Consider the following 20,216-nt stretch of genomic DNA (forward strand, 5'->3'; position numbering starts at 1 on the left):
CGAATACGGGATTCGGCGAGCACGCACGTGCACATTCGCCGGTGTTTCCTTACCCTGCGTTTCAGTGCTTTCCCGGGGCGTGAAGTGGGCATCCAGAAACTCTCCAATCAGCTGATCAGCCAGATCGCCGCCGGCGAGGTCATCGAGCGACCGGCCTCGGTGGTCAAGGAGCTGGTCGAAAACGCGCTGGATGCCGGGGCCTCGCGCATCGAGGTGCGTCTGGAGCAGGGCGGGACTCGCCTGATCCGGGTGACCGACGACGGCTGTGGCATCGCGCGGGAAGAACTGCCGCTGGCGCTGTCGCGCCATGCCACCAGCAAGATCCGCAGCATGGATGACCTGGAGGCACTGCACAGCCTGGGTTTCCGCGGCGAGGCGCTGCCATCGGTGTCCTCGGTGGCGCGCCTGACCCTGACCTCGGCGGTGCCCGGCGAGCGCAATGCCTGGCAGCTTTCCGGGGACGGTTCCGATGTCTTCGGCGAGGTGATGCCGGCGTCGCATCCGCCGGGCACGACGGTCGAGGTGCGCGACCTGTTCTTCAACGTGCCGGCGCGGCGGCGATTCGTGCGCACCGAACGCACCGAGTACGGCCATTGCGAGTCCGTGCTGCGCACCCTGGCCGCGGCGCACCCCGAGGTCGCCTTCGTGCTGCGGCACAACGATCGGGTGACGCTGGACCTGCCGGCGGCACCCGGTGACCCCGCGGCGCGCGTGCGGGCCCTGCTGGGCGAGGCATTTCTGGCGGATGCGCTCCCGGTGGACGAGCAGCGTTCCGGGCTGGTGCTGTCCGGCTGGCTGGGATCCCCGGCGCGTTCCCGGGCTCAGGCCGACCAGCAGTATTTCTTCGTCAACGGCCGTGCGATCCGCGACCGGGTACTGACGGCGGCCGTGCGCAAGGCCTATCAGGACGTGCTCTACCACGGGCGCCATCCGATGTTCGTGCTCGAGCTGGAGCTGGATCCGGCGCAGGTGGACGTGAACGCGCATCCGACCAAGCAGGAGGTGCGCTTCCGCGAGTCGCGGATGGTCCACGATTTCATCTTCCATGCGCTGCATGCCGCATTGGGGCAGGCGAAGGCCGGTCAGGGCGCGGAGGCCGGTGCCGCCCCGGCGGGCGCGCCGCGCCCGGAGGCCCCTCCGCATGCGCGGCCGGGGCTGCTTGACGGAGTGCCGCCGGGCGACCATTCGGCACGCGGTAGCGGGAGCCCCGCTCCGCTCACCGGGGGCGGATCCCGTGCCGGGGGGCGCGCGGATCCCGGGCGGGGTGACGGGTTTGCCGCGGCCTGGGCCGCATTCCGGCCGCCGGCAGGCGCCGGTTCCGCCGCCGTGGGCGAGCGTGCGGCACCGGATTACCGCGGGGCGGAGACCGCTCCCGGCGAGGGCACGGACGCTGCGGAGATGCCCCCGCTGGGATTCGCCATCGGCCAGGTCGCGGATACCTTCGTGCTCGCGGAGAACGCCCGCGGGCTGGTGCTGGTGGACATGCATGCCGCACACGAGCGCATCACCTATGAGCGGCTCAAGCGCGAATGGGAGCGTGAGCGGGTGACGGCTCAGCCGCTGCTGGTGCCGGAGGAAGTGACGGTCACCCCGACCGAGGCCGACCGTGCCGAGGAACAGGCGGAGACCCTGGCCGGGCTGGGTTTCGAGGTGGATCGCTGCGGTCGCGAACGCCTGCGGCTGCGGGCGGCGCCGGCGCTGCTGCGCGGACGCGATGCGGGGGCGCTCCTGCGCGACGTGCTGGGGGATCTGGCCGAGAGCGGCCACAGTCAGCGCACCGAGGCGGCGGCCAACGAGGTGCTGAGCACCATGGCCTGTCACGGTTCGGTGCGGTCGGGGCGCCGGCTGACCGTGCCCGAGATGAATCAGCTGCTGCGCGACATGGAGGCCACCGAGCGCAGCGGCCAGTGCAACCATGGCCGGCCGACCTGGGTGGAGCTGGATCACGCCGCCCTCGACGGGCTGTTCATGCGCGGGCGCTGATGGACGTCCCGCAACCGCCGGTGGTCCTGCTCGCCGGGCCCACCGCCACCGGCAAGACCGGGCTGGCGCTGGAGCTCGCGCAGCGGCTGGACGCCGAGATCGTGACCGTGGATTCGGCGCAGGTGTATCGCGGAATGGACATCGGTACCGCCAAGCCGGATGCGGCCGAGCGCGCGCGGGTTCCCCATCATCTGCTGGACATCCGGGAGCCGGAGGAGACCTATAATGCAGCGGCCTTCGCCGAGGATGCGCGCGCCTGCATCCGTGCGATCCATGCGCGCGGGCGCGTGGCGCTGCTGGCGGGCGGGACCCTGCTGTACCTGCGGGCGCTGCTGGAGGGGATCGACCCCATGCCGCCGGTGCCGGAAGCGGTGCGCGCCGCGGTGCGCGCCCGGCTGGAGACGGAAGGCGCCCGGGCCCTGCACGAGGCCCTGGAGGCGGTGGACCCGGCGGCCGCCGGGCGCATCCATCCCAACGACCCGCAGCGCATCCTGCGGGCGCTGGAGGTGTTCGAGGCCACGGGGCGCCCGTTGTCGAGCTTCCAGCAGGGGGGCGAGGCGCGGCTGCCAGCGGGCTGGTGCGCACTGGCGTTGTGGCCGGAAGATCGGGAACGTCTGCGCGCGCGGATTGCCGAACGCTTCGATGCCATGCTGGAGGCGGGGTTCGTGGAGGAGCTGCGGGCCCTGCGTGCGCGCCCCGGACTGACCGCGGAGCACCCTTCGCAGCGGGCGGTGGGCTACCGCCAGGGCTGGGAATGGCTGGCCGGCGAGGTCGATTTCGCCACGTTCCGCAGCCGGGTGATCGCCGCGACGCGGCAGCTGGCCAAGCGCCAGCTGACCGGCCTGCGGCGCTTCCCGCTGCACGCGCGGCTGCCGGCGGAAACCATCGACCCGGAGCAGGCCCTGGCGGCCCTGCGCGAGACGGCATCACGCTGACGATATGCTACTCTTTTTACAGGTTTCGGCCCGCGGCGCGGGCCCCGACGAATGCAACCAGGGAATGTACCGATGGCCAAAGGGCAAATGCTGCAGGAACCCTTTCTCAACGCGCTGCGCCGCGACCGGATTCCGGTGTCGATCTATCTCGTGAACGGCATCAAGCTGCAGGGGCAGATCGAGTCGTTCGATCAGTTCGTGGTCCTGCTGCGCTCGACGGTTTCGCAGATGGTCTACAAGCACGCGATCTCCACCATCGTGCCCGCGCGGCAGGTGCGCATGCCGCTGGATGAAGACAGCGCCGCGGCCAGCGGCGGAGAGGCCGCGGATGAATAGGGGCGTCGTACACCTCCGGGGTGGCCCGGTCCCGAATCGGGGGTGGTCGCGCGTTGTTTGAGCGTCCGCAGACCGGTGGCGACCGGGCGGTGCTGGTGGCCATGGCCATCGGCGGTGCGACCGATCTCGAGGTTCAGCTGCAGGAATTCGAGGAGCTGGTGCGTTCGGCCGGGGCCGAAGTGGTGGCCGTGGAATCCGGCTCGCGGCACCGTCCCGACTCGCGCCTGTTCGTGGGGTCCGGCAAGGCGGACGCCATTCGCGATCAGGTGGCGGCGCACGGGGCCGACCTGGTCATCTTCAACCACGAGCTGTCGCCCAGTCAGGAGCGCAACCTGGAACAGCACCTGCAGTGTCGCGTGCTGGACCGCGCCGGGCTGATCCTCGACATTTTTGCCCAGCGCGCGCGTTCTCACGAGGGCAAGCTGCAGGTGGAGCTGGCGCAGCTGCGTCACATGTCCACCCGGCTGGTGCGTGGCTGGACCCACCTGGAACGGCAGAAGGGCGGGATCGGCCTGCGCGGTCCCGGCGAGACCCAGCTGGAGACCGACCGCCGGCTGCTGGCGGCGCGCATCAAGCATATCGAGCGGCGACTGGAAAAGGTCGAGCGCACGCGCGAGCAGGGGCGCCAGGCGCGCCTGCGCAACGAGGTGCCGACCGTCTCGCTGGTGGGCTACACCAATGCCGGCAAGTCGACCCTGTTCAACCGTCTCACCGATTCCGACGTCTATCAGGCCGACCAGCTCTTCGCGACCCTGGATCCGACCCTGCGCCGGCTGGATCTGGCGCCGCACCAGTCGGTGATCCTCGCGGACACCGTCGGGTTCGTGCGCGACCTGCCGCACGAACTGGTGGCGGCCTTCAAGGCAACCCTGACCGAGACCCGCGAGGCGGCGCTGCTTCTGCACGTGATCGATGCCGCCGATCCGGAGCGCGAGCGGCACATCGCCCAGGTGGAGGACGTGCTCGCGGAGATCGGCGCCGAGGACGTGCCCTGCTGGCGGATCTACAACAAGATCGACACCCTGCCGGAGCGCGACGACGCGGCGGCGGAGCGCTTTGCCGGTGGCGAGGGCGAGGAGGCCTTCTGGCTGTCGGCGCAGACCGGCGAAGGGGTGGAGCGGCTGTACCAGCGCCTGGCCGAGTCCTTCACCGAATCCATGCGCCGTGGCTGGGTCGAGGTGCCGCCGTCCGCCGGGCGGCTGCGCGGTCGGCTGTACGACGAGAACGCCGTGGAGGCCGAGCAGACCGGTGATGAGGGTGCGATCCGCCTGCGGGTGCAGCTGCCCGAACGGCGCTTTCAGGACCTGTTCCGCGAGGCCGGGCTGGATCCGGAAACGGCCTTCGTGGGGCCGGGCGAGGACCCCGGGGACGCCGAGGACGCGCAAGCCGCCGGTGCGCGCGCCTCGGCACCGGGCTCCGGTGCCTGATCGCGCCCCCTGACGGGTTCCCGGGCAGCCACGCGGCACCGGGAGTCTCATTTACGTTTTCTATCAGAACCTCCTTCCGGGAACTTTTGCCCTAATGCCTGACCAAATTAGTCAAGAAATGGGCAACCCCTGCGATGGCTGCAGGGAAAGGAGGTAGAACGATGATCTTTGAACGTTTCGTGGATTCCGGACTGTCACAGCATTCCTTCGTGGTCGGCTGCCAGGGCAGCGGCGAGATCGCCGTGATCGACCCGCAGCGCGACGTGGATGTCTACCTGGACTATGCGCGGGACCATGGCTATCGCATCGCGTACGTGATGGATACCCACATCCACGCCGACTTTGCTTCGGGCGCCCGCGAGCTGGCGGACAAGACCGGGGCCCGGCTGATGCTCTCGGGCTACGACGCCGGCGAGCATTTCCGGGTGCAGTTCCCGCACGAGGATCTGCACGAAGGGGACCGCATCGACATCGGCAACGTGCGCATCGAGGTCCGTCACACTCCCGGGCATACGCCGGAACATCTGATGTTCGTGGTGTTCGACGGGGCACGGTCGCGTGATGAACCGATCGCACTGATCACCGGCGACTTCCTGTTCGTCGGCTCGCTGGGCCGTCCCGATCTGCTGGGCGAGGAGGCCAAGCGCGCGCTGGCGCGGCAGATGTTCGCCAGTGTGCGCGACAAGCTGGCCGACCTGCCCGACGGCGTGGAGGTCCACCCGGGTCACGGGGCCGGTTCCGCCTGTGGCGCGGGCATGGCCGGGCGTCCCGTCTCCACCCTGGGTTACGAGCGGGCGACCAACCCCTATCTGGACCCGTCGCTGAGCGAGGACGCCTTCGTGGAGAAGCTGCTGCACGGGCTGCCGGAGATCCCGGATTTCTATCCGCGCAACAAGGGCATCAACTCCGAGCGTCCGAAGGACGTGATCCCGCTGCCGGGCATGCAGGCCATCGAACCCGACGAGGTGGCGCGGCGCGTGGAAGCCGGCGAGGTCACGGTGATCGACCTGCGCGATCCGCTGGCGTTCGGGGGCGGCCACGTGCCGGGGGCCCTGGGCATCGGCATCCGCGGCCCGTTCGCCAACTGGGCGGGCTGGGTCACGCCGGATGACCATCCGGTGATCCTGGTCGACGCCAGCGGTGACCCCGCAGTGATCGAGCAGGCCGTGCGCAGCATGGTCCGCACCGGGCGCGACTACATCGACGGCTACGTGCGCGGCGGCATGGCCGCCTGGGCCGCGGCTGGTCTGCCGCTGGATACCCTGGCCCAGGTCGATGCCCGCGGAGCCGCGGACCGCGTGGCACGCGGCGAGGCCCGGCTGGTGGACGTGCGTACCCCGGCCGAGTACGCCGCGGGGCACGTCGACGCGGCGGTGCATCGGCCGGTGGCGGAGACCCGTGAGGGCGTCCCGGGCGTCGATCCGGAAGAGCCGGTGGCCGTGGTCTGCGGCAGCGGTTACCGTTCCACGGTCGCGGCTTCCATCCTGCAGCGCCTGGGCTATCGCCACGTGATGAACGTGGTCGGCGGAATGGGCGCCTGGGAAGCGGCCGGCGTCGGAGAAGCCTCTCCTTCCGGGCGGCGCGACGCGGCCTGACCCGTCCGCCCCGGCGCGTCGCGGGCCCCGCGGGGCCCGCGATCGTCCGCGGATCGACTTCCCTCAACCCGACTCCCGCAGGGGTGCGCTTGCCCGCCCCCGGGTGCCCCCCTAGAATATCTGCTCCCTGTGCCTTCTCGGCACATCCCGAGCGATCGACGGAGTCCCTGATTCATGCCCTGGAACGAACCGGGAAACAACAACCGCGACCCCTGGAGCGGGGGAGGCGGTAACCGCGGCGGCAGCGGCGGTGGCGGAGGCGGCCAGCAGCCGCCGGATCTGGAGGAGATGCTGCGCAAGCTGTCGCGGCAGCTCAGCGGCATCTTTGGTGGCGGCAACCAGGGCGGAAGTGGCCTGGGCGGCGGCGGCATGGGGCGCGGCTCCCAGGCGCTGATCAGCCTCGGCCTGATCATCGCCCTGGTGGTCTGGATCGCCTCCGGCTTCCACATCGTCTCCGAAGGCGAGCGTGGCGTGGTGCTGCGCTTCGGCGCGTTCCAGGAGGTCAAGAGTCCGGGGCCGGGCTGGCACCTGCCCTATCCCATCGAGCGGATCGAGATCGAGAACGTGGACAACGTGCGGACCATCGAGAGCCGCGCGCTGATGCTCACCGGCGACGAGAACATCATCGATGTCGACATCGCGGTGCAGTACCGCATCCTCGACCTGGTCGATTTCCTGTTCAACGTCCGCAACCCGGATGCCACCGTGCATCAGGTCATGGAGTCGGCCATCCGTGAGCGGGTCGGCAAGGGCAATCTTGAATTCATCCTGGGCGAGGGCCGCGGCGAGATCGCCCAGTCCACCCGCACGGTGATGCAGGAGAACCTTGATGCCTACGGCGCCGGGATCGTGGTGACCGCGGTCTCCATGCAGCAGGCCCAGCCGCCGGAGGCGGTGCAGGAAGCCTTTGCCGATGCCATCCGTGCACGCGAGGACGAGGTCCGCTTCCGCAACGAGGCCGAGGCCTACGCCAACGGCGTGATCCCGCGGGCGCGCGGTCAGGCGGCCCGTATCATCGAGGAAGCCGAGGGCTATCGCGATCAGGTCGTGGCCCGGGCGGAAGGTGATGCGTCCCGTTTCGATCAGTTGCTGGCCGAGTACCAGCAGGCCCCCGAGGTCACGCGTGATCGCCTCTATCTCGAGGCGGTGGAAGCCGTGCTCCAGGATTCGCGCAAGCTGATGCTGGACGTGGGCGCCAGCGGCAATCTGATGATGCTGCCGCTGGGCGAGATGTTCTCCGGTCAGCCGGGCACCCGCAATTCGGGTGATGCGCCGACGCCGCGTCCGCTGGATACCGGTCGCGGCGCCCTTGGGGGTGCCTCCGGAACCACCGGAAGTGGTTCCATGACCCGTGATACCGAGAGCCTGCGCTCGCGGGAGGTTCGCTGATGCTGCGTATTGCCGGAATTGCCGTGGTGGTCTTCGGGATCGTCGTGGCCCTGTCGACCTACACCGTTGACGAGCGCGAGCGCGTGATCAAGTTCGCCCTGGGGGAACTGCGCGAGGTGGACCAGGAGCCGGGGCTGCATTTCAAGTTCCCGCTGATCCAGAACGTCGAGAAGTTCGATGCCCGGATCATGACCCTGAACATCCCGCCGGACCGGTTCCTGACCAGCGAGGCGAAGAACATCATCGTGGATTTCTACGCCAAGTGGCGGATCAACGATGTCGGTCAGTTCTACCGCGCCACCCGCGGTGACGAACGACTGGCCGAGGAGCGCCTGTCGCAGATCCTGCGGGACGGCATGCGTAACGAATTCGCCCGTTACGAGCTGCAGGACGTGGTCGCCGGCGAACGCCTGACTATCATGGGCGCGGTACGCCAGGCCGCCCTGGAGACGGCGCTGGAGCTGGGGGTCGATCTGGTGGATGTGCGCATCCGTCGCATGGATCTGCCGGACGAGGTCTCCGAGTCGGTGTTCGATCGGATGCGGGCCGAGCGCGAGCGTGTGGCGCAGGACTTCCGTGCCCGGGGGCAGGAGGAGGCCGAGCGGATTCGTTCGCGTGCCGACCGCGATCGCACGGTGATCCTGGCGAACGCGTACCGTGACTCCGAGGTGATCCGCGGGGAGGGTGATGCCCGGGCTACCGAGATCCTGGGTACCTCCTTCGGCGAAGATGAAGAGTTCTTCCGCTTCTATCGCAGCCTGATCGCCTACCGCAACAGCCTGCAGGGCGAGAACAGCACGTTCGTGCTGGAACCGAACTCGGAGTTCTTCCAGTTCTTCAACGCTCCGGGCGGCGAGCGTCCGTCCCGGACTCCGCAGCTGCCGCAGCCCGCCGAGTGATCGTGCGGCCGGCCCCGCTTCGGGGCCGGTGCGGGCAGGTTCTGCCAATCACAAGCCGGGCCCGCACCGCGGGCCCTTCTTCTGGCCAGCCCGCCTGTGGACGGGTCAGGCCGTGCAGGCAAGGATGACATGACGGAAATCAATCGCTGGCTGCTGCCGGACGGACTGGAAGAGGCGCTGCCGGATTCGGCACGGCGCCTGGAGGGCCTGCGGCGGCGTGTGCTCGACCATTTCGATGTCTGGGGCTACGACCATGTGATGCCGCCGCTGGCGGAATACCTGGAGTCGTTGCTGACCGGTGCCGGCCACGAGCTGGATCTGCAGACGTTCAAGCTGACCGATCAGCTGACCGGTCGTCTGATGGGTGTGCGTGCGGATCTTACGCCGCAGGTCGCGCGCATCGACGCCCACCGCCAGCATGTGGAGGGGGCCAACCGGCTGTGCTATGTCGGCACGACGCTGCGTGCGCGTGCCGACGAATGGTCGGGGTCCCGCAGTCCGCTGCAGGCCGGGGCCGAGCTTTTCGGACACGACGGTCTGGATTCCGATGTCGAGATCATCCGTCTGATGCTGGCCACCCTGGAGGTCTGCGGTGTGCGCCGCCCGAGCATGGATCTGGGGCACGTCGGGATCTTCCGCAGTCTGGCTCGGGCCGCGCGTCTGGAGCCGGAGCAGGAGCGCGCCTTCTTCGATCAGCTGCAGCGCAAGAGCATCCCCGAAATCGAACAGACCCTGGCGCAATGGCGCACGGCGGGCCTCGACCCCGATCTGGCCGACGCCCTGCGTGCCCTGCCGGATCTCAATGGCGGACCCGAGGTCCTGGCGAGCGCGCGCGCCGCGCTGGGCAGGGCGCCCGCAGAGGTGCATGCGGCCCTGGATCACCTTGCGGCGGTGGTGGATGCGCTGCAGGTGCTGGATACCGACGTGGATCTGCACGTGGACGTTGCGGAGCTGCGTGGCTATGCCTATCACACCGGTCTGGTCTTCGCTGCCTTTATCCCCGGGTCGGGACAGGCCATCGCCCGGGGCGGGCGCTACAACGAGATCGGTCGCGTTTTCGGGCGGGCGCGCTCGGCCACCGGTTTCAGTACCGACCTGCGCGAGCTCGTTCGGCACGGCGACGCCGACGGCGATCCGGCGCGGCCGCGTGAATGCGTGCTCGCGCCCGCCGGAACCGATCCGGAGCTCGAGGCCGCGGTGCGCGAGCTGCGCGGGCGCGGCGTGCGGGTGGTCCGCGAGCTGCGCGGCGAGACACCGGTGGCGGATGGGGTCGCGCGCCTGGAGTACCGCAATGAACAATGGACGGTGGTGGAGCACTGATGGGACGTTTCGTAGTCGTACTGGGCAGTCAGTGGGGTGACGAGGGCAAGGGCAAGATCGTCGACCGACTGACCGAGGATGCCGCGGCGGTAGTGCGCTTCCAGGGCGGGCACAACGCCGGGCACACGCTGGTGATTGACGGCGAGAAGACGGTGCTGCACCTGATCCCCTCGGGCATCCTGCGCGAAGGCGTGGAGTGCATGATCGGCAACGGCGTGGTGCTGTCGCCGGAAGCCCTGCTCAAGGAGATGGACGAGCTCGAGGCCCGCGGCGTGCCGGTGACCGATCGCCTGCGGCTGTCGGACTCCTGCCAGCTGATCCTGCCGTACCACGTGGCGCTGGATCATGCGCGCGAGAAGGCGCGCGGCAAGGCGGCCATCGGTACCACGGGCCGCGGCATCGGTCCCGCCTACGAGGACAAGGTCGCGCGGCGCGGACTGCGCCTGGATGACCTGTTCCATCGCGAGCGTCTGGCGGCCAAGCTCGGCGAGGTGATGGATTACCACAACTTTGCCCTGAAACATTATTTCGGGGCTGCGACGGTGGATCATCAGCAGGTGCTGGAGCAGTGCCTCGAGCATGCCGAGCGCCTCAAGCCGATGGTGACCGACGTCGCCGGCCGTCTGCACGAACTGCGTGCGGCGGGCCGCGACGTGATGTTCGAGGGGGCACAGGGTACGCTGCTGGACATCGATCACGGGACCTATCCGTTCGTGACCTCCTCCAGCACGACCGCCGGCGGCGCCTCCACCGGTTCGGGGGTGGGCCCGCGCGATCTGGATTATGTGCTGGGGATCACCAAGGCATACACCACGCGGGTCGGGGCCGGACCCTTTCCCACCGAACTGTTCGACAACATGGGGGAACACCTCGCGCGCCGCGGCAACGAATTCGGTTCCACCACCGGGCGTGCGCGCCGCTGCGGGTGGTTCGATGCGGTGGCGCTGCGGCGCGCGGTCGCGGTGAACAGCATCAGTGGTCTGTGCATGACCAAGCTGGACGTGCTCGACGGTCTGGAGACGGTCCAGATCTGCACCGGTTACGACGTTGACGGCCGTCGCGTGGAGATCCCGCCCGCGGGGGCGGAGGCCTACGATTCGTGTACGCCGGTCTACGAGGAGATGCCGGGCTGGCAGGAATCCACTGTCGGGGTGCGGGAGTATGCGCAGCTTCCCGCCAATGCGCGCGCCTACCTGAAGCGCCTGTCCGAGGTGGTGGGTGTTCCGATCGACATGATTTCCACCGGACCGGACCGTGACGAGACGCTGGTGATGCGCGACCCGTTCCGGGGCTGACGGGGGTGGCCGTCCGGTCCGGTTGCGGGCCGGGTGGCGACCGCACATGCAAAGACGCCCCGCAGGCCATTGCCATGCGAGCGATTGCGGACGCGGGATCTGAGGATTGCTTCGGGCACGAAGCGGGAAGCGAATAAAAATGGTGCCGAGGAGAGGACTTGAACCTCCACGGGGTTACCCCCACTAGCACCTGAAGCTAGCGCGTCTACCATTTCCGCCACCTCGGCACTTGAGGTCGGCCCTGTGAGGGGGCCTGCGCTTCAGGAACGCGTAAGGTAATCCGCGCTGGCGGATCTGTCAAACCCTGCGAGCTCCGCATATGAAAGAAATGCGCCCGCGCCGCATCGGGGCCATAATGGGCACCGGGCCGGCTCCGGCCTGTCACTGCCGCGGGCACCTCGGGTGCGCGGCACAACACCAGAAGAAAGAGTTCACTGAATGCCAGGAAAACGCAGCAAGCCGCAGGTCGACCCCAACCTCGAACGCGAGGCGCAGAAGTACGACAACCCCATCCCCAGCCGCGAGTACATCCTCGACCTGCTGCAGCTCGAGGGGAACCCGCTGTCCTTCGAGGAAATCGCCGGGCGTCTCGGCATCGAGGACGAGGAACGGCTGGAGGCCCTGAGGCGGCGGCTCAAGGCGATGGAGCGTGACGGTCAGGCGCTGTGCAACCGTCGGGGTGCCTACCTCCCGGTCAATCAGGAAGACCTGATCCGCGGGCGCGTGATCGGCCATCCCGACGGCTTTGGTTTCCTGGTGCCGGACGAGCAGGACGACGACCTGTTCCTGTCGCCGAAGCAGATGCGCGGGGTATTCCACGGGGACCGCGCGGTGGCGCGCGTGATGGGCGTGGACCGGCGCGGGCGCCGCGAGGGCGGCATCGTCGAGGTGCTGGAGCGCAACACCACCCAGGTGGTCGGGCGTCTGCGCATCGAGGACGGCGTGGGCCTGCTGACCCCGGACAACAAGCGCATCACCCACGAGATCCTGGTGCCGCCGGACGGTCTGGGCGAGGCTCAGGACGACCAGATCGTGGTCGTGCACATCCGCGAGATGGCCTCGCGCAAGTCGCGTCTGCGCGGTGATGTGGTGGAGGTCCTGGGCGAGCACATGGCACCGGGGATGGAGATCGACATCGCGATCCGTGCCCAGGGGCTGCCGTTCGAATGGCCGGACGAGGTCACCGAAGCGGCCGACAAACTGGGCGATTCGGTGCCGGAGAAGGCGAAGAAGAGTCGGCTGGATCTGCGCGACAAGCCGTTCGTCACCATCGACGGCAGCGATGCCCGCGATTTCGACGACGCCCTGTACTGCGAACCGGAGGGCAAGGGCTGGCGGCTGTGGGTCGCGATCGCCGACGTGTCGCACTACGTCGAGCCGGATTCCGCGCTGGACCGCGAGGCGGTCAATCGCGCGACCTCGGCGTATTTCCCCGAGCAGGTGATCCCGATGCTGCCCGAGGCCCTGTCCAACGGGCTGTGCTCGCTGAATCCGGACGTCGACCGCCTGAGCATGATCTGCGAGATGGAGATCGGTGCGCGCGGCGCTCTGAAGAACTACCGCTTCCACGAGGGCGTGATCCGCTCGCACGCCCGCCTGATCTACGACGATGTGGCCGCAATGCTCGCGGGCGATGAGGGCCTGCGCGAGCAGAACGCGCAGGTGCTGCCGCACGTGGAAGAGCTGCACCGGGTGTTCAGGGCGCTGCACGCGGCGCGCAACCGCCGCGGTGCGATCGACTTCGATTCCACCGAGACACAGATCGTGTTCGGCGAGGACCGCAAGATCGAGCGCATCGTGCCGGTGGAGCGTACCGATGCCCACCGCCTGGTCGAGGAATGCATGATCATGGCCAACGTGGCCGCGGCGCGCTTCCTCAAGAAGCACAAGGTTCCGACGCTTTACCGCAACCACGATCAGCCGCCTGCGGAGAAGGTCGAAGAGCTGCGTGAATTCCTCAATGGCGCGGGGCTGTCCCTGGGCGGAGGCGACGAGCCGACGCCGCGGGATTACACCGAGGTCCTCAAGGCGGCGAAGCAGCGTACGGACCAGAAACTGATCCAGACGGTCCTGCTGCGTTCCCTGTCGCAGGCGGTGTATTCGCCCGATCTCGGCGGTCACTTCGGCCTTGCGCTGGATGACTACGCGCATTTCACCTCGCCGATCCGGCGTTATCCGGACCTGCTGGTCCATCGGGGCATTCGCCACGTGCTGCGCCATGGCAGCAACAAGGGTTTCCCCTATACCCATCAGCGCATGGAGGGCCTCGGCGAGCACTGCTCGATGGCCGAACGCCGCGCCGAGGACGCCACCCGCGACGTCGAGGCCTGGCTGAAGGCCGAGTACATGCAGGACAAGGTCGGGGATGTGTTTACCGGCATCGTCTCGGGCGTGACCGGGTTCGGCCTGTTCGTGGAAATCCAGGGGGTGTACATCGAGGGCCTGGTGCATGTCTCCAGCCTCGACAACGACTTCTACCACTTCGATCCCAAGCGCCACACCCTCACGGGCGAGCGCGCCGGCCGCGTGTTCCGCATCGGTGACGAGCTCCAGGTCCAGCTGGTGCGGGTGAGTCTGGATGACCGCAAGATCGATCTGGCCCTGGCCGGTGAGTCGAAGCCCGCGGAGAAGGCTGCACCGGCCGGTCGCCCCGCCGGTCGCAAGGGCCCGGGCGGTGGTCCCGGTGCCGGCGGGAAGAAGCGTGGCAGCGCCCGCGACAACGCCCGTCGCAAGCGTCGCGCCAGAGGAGGCGATGCGGAGGCGGGCGGGGGGCCGGCTGCTGGCCCGGATGCGGGCCCGGCGTCCGACGATTCGGCACCCGCCGACAGCGAAGGCGAACACGCAGCCGCGGAATCGGCCCCTGAATTGGCGCCGGAGCCCGCCGGTGACGACGCACCGAAGAAGAAGGGCCGGCGGCGCGGCCGTCGGCGCAGCAAGCCTTCCGCGGAGGAGGGTGACGCCGCCGCGCAGGGTGCCGGCGGGGGTGCCTCCGACGAGGACTCCGCAGATGCCCCGGAGCCGGGCAACGAGCGGCTTCCGGAGGCCGAGGCCGTTCCGGACAAGGATGGCAACACCATCCCTGACGCGGATGCCACCGGCCAGGGCGGCTCCGGAGACGGCGAAACCGGGGGCAAGCCGGGGCGGCGCCGGAGCCGTCGCCGTCGCCCGGCCTCCTCCTCCTGAGTGATGCACGGATGCCTGGCGTTACCGGCGCCGTTGCGGGCGCCATGTCCGTACCGCGACCGAAAGTGCGGGGACGTGCGGGATGAGCCGTAGCGGCGGAAAGGGGCGCTCCCGGGGCGAGGCCTTCGGCGGGATCCATGCGGTGGCGTCGCTGCTCGAGCGTGCTCCGGAGCGGATCAAGAGCCTGCAGCTCGCGCGCGGCGAGGTGGATGCGTCCCTGCAGCGCATCCTGGAGCGCGCCGGTGCGCTGGGAGTGGCGGTGGAGCGCGTGGCCCGCGAGCGCCTGGACCAGCAGCACCCCGGATTTCAGCACCAGGGCGTGATCGTGCACTGTGCGCCCCGCCCGGTGGTGGACGAGCGCGCGCTGCGCGAACGCGTGGAGGCGGGCCTGGACCTGGTGCTGGTGCTGGATGGCGTCACCGATCCGCACAACCTCGGTGCCTGCCTGCGCACGGCGGATGCCGCAGGCGCCGGGGCCCTGGTCGTCCCGCGCCACCACAGTGCTCCATTGACCCCGGCGGCGATCAAGGTGGCTTCCGGCGCGGCGGAGACCGTGCCGGTGGTGAGCGTGGGCAATCTCGCCCGCACCCTCGCCGCGCTGAAGGAGGCCGGCATGTGGGCCACGGGGCTGGACGGCGAGGCGCAGGAGGTCCTGCATGACGTCGATCTGCGCCCGCCCACCGCGATCGTCATGGGCGCCGAGGGCGAGGGCCTGCGACGCCTGACCCGCGAGGCCTGCGATCATCTGGCGCACGTTCCCATGGTCGGCACCGTGGAGAGCCTGAACGTGTCGGTTGCCACCGGCGTGTCGCTGTTCGAGGTCCGGCGTCAGCGCCGTGTTGTGACCGCGGGCAACATCGGTTAACGTATTGCGCCTTTCCGCCCGTGGTTCGGGCGGTTCCTTGCCTCACCGGCGTACCGGGAGGCTGTTACCCGCAAGGAGTTGGATATGCGTCACTATGAAGTCGTGTTTCTGGTCCATCCCGACCAGAGCGAGCAGGTCCCGGCGATGATCGAGCGCTACAAGGGTCTGGTGGAAGGCCACAGCGGCACGGTCCACCGTCTCGAGGACTGGGGCCGCCGGCAGCTCGCCTACCCCATCCAGAAGCTGGTCAAGGCCCACTACGTGCTGATGAACATCGAGGCCGACGAGGCCGCGATGGAAGAGCTCGACAGCGCCTTCCGCTTCAACGATGCGGTGCTGCGTCACCTGTCCATCCGCATGGATCGTGCGATCACCGAAGCGTCCCCGCTGGCCAAGGGCCGCGAGGAAGAAGAAGGCAAGGGCAGCCGCCGCCGCGAGGACGCCTCCGCGGACGAGTCGGCCGAAGCCCCCGCCGACGAGTGATCCCGAACCCCACCCCCGTTTACTGAAGGAGATCGGACATGGCCCGTTTCCCGCGTCGTCGCAAGTTCTGCCGGTTCACCGCCGAAGGTATCGAGTACATCGATTACAAGGACCTGAACCTGCTGAAGAATTACATCACCGAGACCGGCAAGATCGTGCCCAGCCGCGTCACCGGCACCAGCGCCAAGTACCAGCGTCAGCTGTCCACGGCGGTCAAGCGCGCGCGTTTTCTCGCGCTGCTTCCGTACAGCGATACGCATTGATCGGCGCCTGAACGCTGCCTGATCGCCGCCCGCCGGGCGGAGCGCAACGGTCATGCAGATCCTCGCCGAATTCGCGATGAAGAGCCGGGGTCGCGCCGTGGGTGCGGTCGCCGGCTTTGGTATTGCCGGGCTGTTCCTGCCGCCGGTATCCATCGTCAGCAGTGCCCTGGTGGCCCTGGTCGGGCTGCGCCTGGGGCTGACTCAGGCCCTGGTCGTCCTCGCGATCGCCTCCGCCCTGCTGGGCGCGGCCCTGTGGGGTCTGAGCCCCGGAACACCGGGACCGGCGGTGCTGCTGGCCGGTGTCATCCAGTGGCTGCCGGTGGCCCTGCTGGCCGAGCTGTTGCGGCGCACGGTGTCCTGGCGCATCACCCTCAAGGCCGGGGCGCTGGTTGCCGGTGCCGGGGTGTTGCTGATGCACGCCCTGGTGCCGGATGCCGAGGCCTTCTGGGTGCGGGCCGGCATGGAGTTGCTGGCGCCGCTGGTGGAGACCGGCGAGGCGGCCGCGCGCGAAGAGCTCGAGGCGGTGCTGGCCGACCTTGCGCCCTACCTGGCCGGGCTGCTGGCCGGCATCGTGCTGCTGAGCGTGACCCTGGCGATGCTGATCGCCCGCTACTGGCAGGCGGCGCTGTACAACCCCGGGGCCTTCGGCGCGGAATTCCGCGCCCTGCAGCTGGGGCCGGGCGTCAGCGCCGCCGCGGTTGTCCTGCTCGCGGTGGGGCAGCTGGTGCCGTCGCCGCTGGCGATGGAGCTGGCGTTCATCCTGGGGGTGCTGTTCTTCCTCCAGGGGATCGCCCTGATGCATGCGCTGACGCATGGCCAGGGCATGAGCGTGTTCTGGCTGGTGGGCATGTACATTTTGATGGCCCTGGCGTTGCCGCAGATGTTCCTGCTGCTGGCCACCATCGGGGTCATCGACGCGTGGGCGGATATCCGCCGGCGCATGGGGATCGGTCGCGAGCGCGATGCCGGCGACGATCCCCCGGAATCCTGAGCGTGTGACGCGCGCGGTTCGGCCGGCGCGGCACACGGTGTAGAATACGGCCCGACCTCGGGTCGCTGGTTCAATCGTTGACGGGAAGACCAAGATGGAAGTCATTCTGCTGGAAAAGATCGACAACCTGGGCGGGCTGGGCGATCGTGTCCGCGTGCGCCCCGGTTTTGCGCGCAACTACCTCCTGCCGCAGGGCAAGGCGGCCTTCGCCACCGCGGAGAACATCGCCGAGTTCGAGGCGCGCCGTGCCGAGCTGGAAAAGGCCGCGGCCGAGGCCGTGGCGGCCGCCGAAGCCCGTCGCGAAAAGCTCGACGGCATGGATCTGGAGATCCGGGCCAAGGTCGGCGCCGAAGGCAAGCTGTTCGGTTCGGTGAGCCCGGCCGACATCGCCGACGCGCTGACCGCGAAGGGTGTGGAAGTGGAGAAAAAGGAAGTGCGCATGCCCGAGGGGCCGCTGCGGGCGACCGGCGAGTTCGAGGTGGGCGTTCACCTGTACTCGGGTGTCGACGCGGAGATCCGCGTCACCGTCACCCCCGAGGAGTGAGGCTCCCGATGGCGGACGGGCGGACCGCCGGGCGGGCCGCTGCCGCCGCGGGCCCGCATGATGGCGGCGGGGGCACGGCATGGCGATGACCGACATGCTGCGCGTCCCGCCGCATTCCGAGGAGGCGGAACAGTCCGTCCTCGGCGGTCTGATGCTCGACAACGGGGCCTGGGACCGGGTCGCTGACCGCATTACCGCGGACGACTTTTATCGCCATGACCACCGCGTGCTGTACCGGGCGATCGGGCAGATGGCGGAGCGCAATGCTCCGTTCGACGTGGTGACGGTTTCCGAACAGCTGGAACGCACCGCCGAACTGGAAGCCGCCGGCGGCATGGCCTATCTTGGCCAGCTCGCCAGTGACACCCCTTCGGCCGCGAACATCGTGGCCTATGCGGACATCGTCCGCGAACGCTCCATTCTGCGCTCGCTGATCACGGTCGGCACCGAGATCGCCGATTCGGCATTCGTGCCCGAGGGGCGCGATTCCAAGCAGCTGCTGGACGAGGCGGAACAGAAGGTGTTCCGCATTGCCGAGCTGGGCGCGCGCGGGGCCCAGGGCTTTCGCGGGATGAAGCCCCTGCTGGCGTCCGCGGTCGAGCAGATCGAGTTCCTCTACGAGAGCACCAGCCCGATCACCGGCATCGCGACCGGTTATCAGGACCTGGACGAGCTCACCTCGGGGCTCAATCCTTCCGATCTGGTGATCGTTGCGGGACGCCCGTCGATGGGCAAGACCAGTTTCGCGATGAACATCGCCGAATATGTGGCGATGAAGAATCAGGAACCGGTGGCGATCTTCTCCATGGAGATGCCGGGCGAGCAGATCGCGATGCGCCTGCTGTCCTCCATGGGCCGGATCAACCAGCAGAAGCTGCGTTCCGGGCGCCTGGACGACGGCGACTGGCCGCGCCTCACCAGTGCGGTGCAGATGCTCTCCGGGGCGCCGCTGTTCGTCGACGACACCCCGGCGCTGACGCCCACCGAGCTGCGCGCCCGTGCGCGGCGCCTGATGCGCGAGCACAAGGGCCTCAAGCTCATCGTGGTCGACTACCTCCAGCTGATGCAGTACCCGGGCTCCGGGGATAACCGCGCCCACGAGATCTCCGAGATCTCGCGCTCGCTCAAGGCCCTGGCCAAGGAGCTGGAGGTCCCGGTGATCGCGCTGTCACAGCTCAACCGTTCGCTGGAACAGCGCCCGAACAAGCGCCCGGTGATGTCCGATTTGCGTGAATGCGTGACCGGAGATACCCGGGTCGCACTGGCGGATGGCCGCCATGTTCCGGTTCGGGACCTGGTGGGTGCGACGCCGGGCGTGGTGTCGATGGGTTCCGGCGGCCGGATGGAACCGGCCGATACCGACCTGGTCTGGTCAGTCGGGACCCGACCCGTCGTGCGGGTGCGTCTGGCCAGTGGTCGCAGTATTCGCTGCACCCCGGACCATCGTCTGCGGGCACTGTATGACTGGAAGCAGGTTCGGGAACTTGCCCCGGGCGACCGTCTGGCGGTGGCACGGCGGATCCCCGAGCCGGTGGACGCCCGGTCCTGGCAGGGACACGAGCTGATTCTACTGGCCCATCTTCTGGGGGATGGAAGTTACGTCAAGGGACAGCCCCTGCGTTACACCACGGCGAGCGAATACAACAGTGAAACCGTGGCTGCCGCGGCGCGCGCAATGGGCTCGGATGTCACGCGATACCCGGGTCGCGGAAAGTGGCACCAACTGGTGATTCGCGGCAACGGCAATCGCTGGCACCCGGCAGGGGTGGGCGCATGGCTGAAGGGGCTCGGCGTCTTCGGCCAGCGTTCCCGCGAGAAACACATCCCCGAAGGGATCTACCGGCAACCCCGGGAACCGCTGGCGCTGTTCCTGCGCCATCTGTGGGCGACTGACGGGAGCATCACGACCGCCAGCAGCGGACGCCATCGCATCTATTTCTCCACCGCCAGCGAACGTCTGGCACAGGATGTTGCGGCGCTGCTGCTGCGATTCGGTATCGTGGCCCGGATACGCCATGTGGTGGCCGCGAACAGTGAGGGATGGTTTACGGTAGACATCTCGGGGGGCGAGCAACAGCAGACGTTCCTGCGCGAGATCGGCGCCGTGGGCGAGCAGGAAGGGATTGCCCGCCGGATGCTCAACTCCCTGGAGCGTTCCGGCGGCGGGACCAACACGGACACGCTGCCGCAGGAAGTCTTCGACCATGTTCGCGACCGGATGCGGCAACAGGGGGTCAGCCATCGCCACATGGCGGCGTCCCGGGGTACTGCGTACGGTGGCAACGCCCATTTCGGCTTTGCTCCGTCGCGCCAGACCCTGTCGAGCTATGCCGAGATCCTCGACGATGCCTGGCTGGTCGAACTGGCCTCCGATGATCTGTTCTGGGACCGGGTGGTGTCCGTCGAGGAGGAGGGGGAGGAAGAGGTCTTCGACCTGACCGTCCCCGGAAATGCCTGCTGGCTGGCGGACGGCATCGTTAGCCACAACTCGGGAGCGATTGAACAGGATGCAGACATCATCGCGTTCGTTTATCGCGACGAGGTCTATAACGAAGAATCGCCGGACAAGGGCACCGCCGAGATCATCATCGGCAAGCAGCGTAACGGACCCATCGGGACCGTGCGTCTGACCTTCCGCGGCCAGTTCACCCGCTTCGAGAACTACGCCCCGGACGTGTACGGCGAGGTGGGCCCGGAGGGCTAGCCAC

16 protein-coding genes and 1 tRNA gene are annotated in these 20,216 nt (G+C 68.7%); 16 read left to right on the forward strand and 1 reads right to left on the reverse strand.

The features are described 5' to 3' along the window. Positions 1-84 precede the first annotated feature (84 nt). The 9 genes from mutL to F573_RS0105575 all read left to right on the forward strand — a co-directional run bounded on the left by mutL (position 85) and on the right by F573_RS0105575 (position 11,179). Positions 85-1,983, forward strand: a complete 1,899-nt coding sequence (gene mutL, locus F573_RS0105535; RefSeq protein WP_019021768.1) for a DNA mismatch repair endonuclease MutL — start codon at positions 85-87, stop codon at positions 1,981-1,983. Further along, a complete protein-coding gene (miaA, locus tag F573_RS0105540) occupies positions 1,983-2,918 on the forward strand; it encodes a tRNA (adenosine(37)-N6)-dimethylallyltransferase MiaA (protein ID WP_019021769.1) in 936 nt (311 codons plus the stop codon). The genes mutL and miaA overlap by 1 nt, the downstream gene beginning before the upstream one ends. A 72-nt stretch (positions 2,919-2,990) precedes the next feature. Continuing rightward, positions 2,991-3,254, forward strand: coding sequence for an RNA chaperone Hfq (gene hfq, locus F573_RS0105545; protein WP_018870352.1), 264 nt, complete (start codon positions 2,991-2,993; stop codon positions 3,252-3,254). A gap of 53 nt (positions 3,255-3,307) precedes the next feature. Continuing rightward, complete coding sequence (gene hflX / locus F573_RS0105550) at positions 3,308-4,681, forward strand: ribosome rescue GTPase HflX (RefSeq protein ID WP_019021770.1); 1,374 nt, start codon at positions 3,308-3,310, stop codon at positions 4,679-4,681. A gap of 161 nt (positions 4,682-4,842) precedes the next feature. Next, positions 4,843-6,276 (forward strand): MBL fold metallo-hydrolase, encoded by a 1,434-nt coding sequence (locus tag F573_RS0105555; protein ID WP_019021771.1) that lies wholly within the window; start codon positions 4,843-4,845, stop codon positions 6,274-6,276. Positions 6,277-6,450: 174 nt separating this feature from the next. After that, a complete protein-coding gene (hflK, locus tag F573_RS0105560) occupies positions 6,451-7,665 on the forward strand; it encodes an FtsH protease activity modulator HflK (RefSeq protein WP_019021772.1) in 1,215 nt (404 codons plus the stop codon). Next, on the forward strand, positions 7,665-8,564 hold the full coding sequence (hflC, locus tag F573_RS0105565; RefSeq protein WP_019021773.1) for a protease modulator HflC: 900 nt from the start codon (positions 7,665-7,667) through the stop codon (positions 8,562-8,564). Before hflK ends, hflC begins: the two co-directional genes overlap by 1 nt. A 129-nt stretch (positions 8,565-8,693) precedes the next feature. Beyond that, entirely contained in the window at positions 8,694-9,884 is a 1,191-nt protein-coding gene (locus tag F573_RS0105570; protein WP_019021774.1) for an ATP phosphoribosyltransferase regulatory subunit, read from the forward strand. Beyond that, positions 9,884-11,179 (forward strand): adenylosuccinate synthase, encoded by a 1,296-nt coding sequence (locus F573_RS0105575; RefSeq protein WP_019021775.1) that lies wholly within the window; start codon positions 9,884-9,886, stop codon positions 11,177-11,179. Before F573_RS0105570 ends, F573_RS0105575 begins: the two co-directional genes overlap by 1 nt. A gap of 140 nt (positions 11,180-11,319) precedes the next feature. Here the strand turns inward: F573_RS0105575 and F573_RS0105580 are convergent. After that, positions 11,320-11,406 (reverse strand) — tRNA-Leu (locus tag F573_RS0105580). Between the two features lie 211 nt (positions 11,407-11,617). Between F573_RS0105580 and rnr the strand changes: the two genes are divergently transcribed. The 7 genes from rnr (at position 11,618) to F573_RS0105615 (ending at position 20,212) form a co-directional block, all read left to right on the forward strand. Continuing rightward, on the forward strand, positions 11,618-14,362 hold the full coding sequence (rnr, locus tag F573_RS0105585) for a ribonuclease R (RefSeq protein ID WP_019021776.1): 2,745 nt from the start codon (positions 11,618-11,620) through the stop codon (positions 14,360-14,362). A gap of 82 nt (positions 14,363-14,444) precedes the next feature. Continuing rightward, positions 14,445-15,227 carry a 23S rRNA (guanosine(2251)-2'-O)-methyltransferase RlmB gene (gene rlmB / locus F573_RS0105590; protein ID WP_019021777.1) on the forward strand — a complete coding sequence of 261 codons (783 nt, stop codon included), beginning with the start codon at positions 14,445-14,447 and terminating at the stop codon, positions 15,225-15,227. A gap of 84 nt (positions 15,228-15,311) precedes the next feature. Further along, positions 15,312-15,710, forward strand: coding sequence for a 30S ribosomal protein S6 (gene rpsF, locus F573_RS0105595; protein ID WP_018870343.1), 399 nt, complete (start codon positions 15,312-15,314; stop codon positions 15,708-15,710). A gap of 38 nt (positions 15,711-15,748) precedes the next feature. Continuing rightward, entirely contained in the window at positions 15,749-15,973 is a 225-nt protein-coding gene (gene rpsR / locus F573_RS0105600; protein ID WP_018870342.1) for a 30S ribosomal protein S18, read from the forward strand. 52 nt (positions 15,974-16,025) lie between these two features. Beyond that, complete coding sequence (locus F573_RS0105605) at positions 16,026-16,964, forward strand: hypothetical protein (protein WP_018870341.1); 939 nt, start codon at positions 16,026-16,028, stop codon at positions 16,962-16,964. Positions 16,965-17,058: 94 nt separating this feature from the next. After that, positions 17,059-17,508 (forward strand): 50S ribosomal protein L9, encoded by a 450-nt coding sequence (gene rplI, locus F573_RS0105610; RefSeq protein ID WP_018870340.1) that lies wholly within the window; start codon positions 17,059-17,061, stop codon positions 17,506-17,508. A 94-nt stretch (positions 17,509-17,602) separates the two neighbouring features. Next, positions 17,603-20,212, forward strand: a complete 2,610-nt coding sequence (locus F573_RS0105615; RefSeq protein WP_231384395.1) for a replicative DNA helicase — start codon at positions 17,603-17,605, stop codon at positions 20,210-20,212. Positions 20,213-20,216: the final 4 nt, after the last annotated feature.

This window comes from Thioalkalivibrio sp. ALE23 (genome assembly GCF_000378545.1).
In the GTDB taxonomy this organism is placed as follows: domain Bacteria; phylum Pseudomonadota; class Gammaproteobacteria; order Ectothiorhodospirales; family Ectothiorhodospiraceae; genus Thioalkalivibrio.

Bases quoted from the DNA above. Each gene is read 5' to 3' on its own strand.
- F573_RS0105575 (WP_019021775.1), top strand. From the start codon at position 9,884: ATGGGACGTTTCGTAGTCGTACTGGGCAGTCAGTGGGGTGACGAGGGC.
- miaA (WP_019021769.1), top strand. From the start codon at position 1,983: ATGGACGTCCCGCAACCGCCGGTGGTCCTGCTCGCCGGGCCCACCGCC.
- F573_RS0105555 (WP_019021771.1), top strand. From the start codon at position 4,843: ATGATCTTTGAACGTTTCGTGGATTCCGGACTGTCACAGCATTCCTTC.
- rplI (WP_018870340.1), top strand. From the start codon at position 17,059: ATGGAAGTCATTCTGCTGGAAAAGATCGACAACCTGGGCGGGCTGGGC.
- hflC (WP_019021773.1), top strand. From the start codon at position 7,665: ATGCTGCGTATTGCCGGAATTGCCGTGGTGGTCTTCGGGATCGTCGTG.
- F573_RS0105615 (WP_231384395.1), top strand. From the start codon at position 17,603: ATGCTGCGCGTCCCGCCGCATTCCGAGGAGGCGGAACAGTCCGTCCTC.
- rnr (WP_019021776.1), top strand. From the start codon at position 11,618: ATGCCAGGAAAACGCAGCAAGCCGCAGGTCGACCCCAACCTCGAACGC.
- rpsF (WP_018870343.1), top strand. From the start codon at position 15,312: ATGCGTCACTATGAAGTCGTGTTTCTGGTCCATCCCGACCAGAGCGAG.
- hflK (WP_019021772.1), top strand. From the start codon at position 6,451: ATGCCCTGGAACGAACCGGGAAACAACAACCGCGACCCCTGGAGCGGG.
- hfq (WP_018870352.1), top strand. From the start codon at position 2,991: ATGGCCAAAGGGCAAATGCTGCAGGAACCCTTTCTCAACGCGCTGCGC.
- rlmB (WP_019021777.1), top strand. From the start codon at position 14,445: ATGAGCCGTAGCGGCGGAAAGGGGCGCTCCCGGGGCGAGGCCTTCGGC.
- F573_RS0105570 (WP_019021774.1), top strand. From the start codon at position 8,694: ATGACGGAAATCAATCGCTGGCTGCTGCCGGACGGACTGGAAGAGGCG.
- F573_RS0105605 (WP_018870341.1), top strand. From the start codon at position 16,026: ATGCAGATCCTCGCCGAATTCGCGATGAAGAGCCGGGGTCGCGCCGTG.
- rpsR (WP_018870342.1), top strand. From the start codon at position 15,749: ATGGCCCGTTTCCCGCGTCGTCGCAAGTTCTGCCGGTTCACCGCCGAA.